Below are 262 nucleotides of genomic sequence, written 5' to 3'. Positions count from 1 at the left end.
ACCTTAAGAACTCATCTTGATGAAAGGCTTCTAAAAATGGAGATCATTACTGCCTTTTTACAAATTCATCACCTAAAGGAACAACAGATTCTTATTAATGACAAGATGAAGGAAGATACAGTAAACATCAAGCAGGTAAAGGCTCTGAAAGCAAACGGTGTGGTAACAGTAAATGAAGTTTTAAGAACATCCCTGCAGCTTTCTAATCACAAAATGAGCTGGACAGAACTGAATAACGATATACAGATTGCAGAGCATAAAC

Annotated in this window: 1 protein-coding gene; it reads left to right on the top strand. The window is 35.9% G+C overall.

The window, feature by feature from the left end; all coding sequences use genetic code 11:
* Positions 1–36: 36 nt before the first annotated feature.
* A partial coding sequence (locus SB679_RS24865; RefSeq protein WP_410704968.1) for a TolC family protein occupies positions 37–262 on the top strand: 226 nt, incomplete at its 3' end.

The sequence above is a fragment of the Chryseobacterium sp. SIMBA_029 genome (genome assembly GCF_046535275.1).
Taxonomy (GTDB): Bacteria; Bacteroidota; Bacteroidia; order Flavobacteriales; family Weeksellaceae; genus Chryseobacterium.
The sequence above is the reverse complement of the archived record's forward strand: the minus strand, read 5'-3'. Positions and strand labels throughout refer to the sequence as shown.